This window comes from Wolbachia endosymbiont of Glossina morsitans morsitans, from assembly GCF_000689175.1.
GTDB classification, from domain to species: domain Bacteria; phylum Pseudomonadota; class Alphaproteobacteria; order Rickettsiales; family Anaplasmataceae; genus Wolbachia; species Wolbachia pipientis.
On record NZ_AWUH01000181.1, the window covers coordinates 1 to 1,711 of the forward strand.

The 1,711-nt window shown below is 36.4% G+C and carries 2 protein-coding genes and 1 pseudogene; all 3 read left to right on the forward strand.

Annotated features, from left to right (window positions below):
• Nucleotides 1-631: pseudogene (dapB, locus tag WGMM_RS04680) on the forward strand (4-hydroxy-tetrahydrodipicolinate reductase); the annotation flags it as partial.
• The gene (pstB, locus tag WGMM_RS04685; RefSeq protein ID WP_038250797.1) at nt 628-1,386 is read left to right on the forward strand and encodes a phosphate ABC transporter ATP-binding protein PstB; all 759 of its coding nucleotides are present in this window, start codon (nt 628-630) and stop codon (nt 1,384-1,386) included. The pseudogene dapB and the gene pstB, both read left to right, overlap by 4 nt.
• A gap of 78 nt (nt 1,387-1,464) precedes the next feature.
• Nucleotides 1,465-1,711, forward strand: a 247-nt coding sequence (locus WGMM_RS04690; RefSeq protein ID WP_458694883.1) for a transposase, incomplete at its 3' end; no start/stop codon positions are given.

Here is a 1,711-nt window from a genome sequence, read left to right on the forward strand (position 1 = left end):
ATCTAGGAATTAAAGTTACAAGTTCTATTAGTGGCATATTTGAGTCATCTGACGTTGTAATAGATTTTACAACTAAAGAATGTATGTTAGACTGCTTTAAAGCAGCTGTAAAATTTAAAACACCGCTGGTTAGTGGCACAACTGGAATAGAAGGTGTCGATTTGAAAGAATATGCTGCTGAAGTTCCAATATTATGGTCAGCAAATATGAGTGTTGGGGTTAATGTGTTGCTGAAATTGGTAAAAAAAGCTGCTGAGCTTTTAGGTAATGAATATGACGTTGAGATTTGGGAAATGCATCATAACTTAAAAAAGGATTCACCATCTGGAACAGCTATAGAACTTGGCAAAACAATTGCTAACGCTTCAAAAGTGGATTTTCAGTCCAATCAATATTTACATAGTGGTTCAAACATAAGGAAAAGGGGGGAATAGGTTTTGCAGTATCTCGTGGAGGTGGAGTAATAGGAGATCACAGCGTGATGTTTGTTAATTCTGATGAACGGATAGAACTAAACCACAAAGCAATTGATCGCACAACATTTGCTAGAGGAGCTGTTCAAGCAGCAGTATGGCTATACGAAAATAAAAGAGAAATTCCGGGGCTCTATTCAATGCAGGATGTGATATGAGCAATACACGTGCCTCTGTTAAAGATTTAAATCTCTGGTACGGCTCTAAGCAAGTTTTATTCGATATAAATTTGAATATTTATAAAAGAAAAGTTACTACTTTTATCGGACCATCCGGGTGCGGTAAATCAACATTTTTGCGTTGTTTTAATCGTATGAATGACTATGTACCAGGTTGCAAAACTGTTGGTGAATTAGATATCGATGGGCTGGGTGATATATATTCACGCGATATGGATGTTGTACTACTTAGAGCAAAAGTTGGTATGGTATTTCAAAAGCCAAATCCTTTTCCAAAATCAATATATGATAATGTTGCTTATGGGCCAAAATTGCATGGTATGGCGAAGGATAAGCAAAAATTGAATGAGATGGTGGAAAATAGTTTAACCAAGGTTGGTTTATGGGAAGAATTGAAGAACAGATTGCAAGATAGCGCACTCAATTTATCCGGTGGCCAACAACAGAGGCTATGCATCGCTCGCGCAATTGCAGTGAAGCCAACTATTTTATTAATGGATGAACCGTGCTCTGCTCTTGATCCAATGGCAACCAATGCAATCGAAAATCTTATACAAGAGCTGAAATTAAGATTTACTATAATTATGGTGACTCATTCAATGAAGCAAGCTAAAAAGTTATCTGATAGTGTAATTTTCTTTCATAATGGCAGAATTGTTGAGTCTGGAAGCACTCAAGAAATATTCGAAAATGCTCAATCTCCCTTAACAAAGGAGTATATCCTGGATCATTAAATTTCTGACCTCACCCAGGAAAAGTGGAGAGAAAGAAAAGAGTTTTTTTTGGTAAAATAAAATTTTGGAGGATTAGAAATGGTAAGAGAATATACAGCAGAATTCAAATTGGAAGCTGTTAAACTGGCAAATGAACAAAGAAAGGCAGGTCAAACAATTACAAAAACAGCAAAGGATTTAGGAATAAAGGGTGGTTTATTAGGAAAAATGGATAAAGAAACACAACGAAAAAAAGTACGGCAGCAGATGCATTTCCAGGTAGAGGTAACATGGCTCCTTACGACCGTAAAAGAAGGTTTGATTTACAAAGCAAGAGTAACAAGGG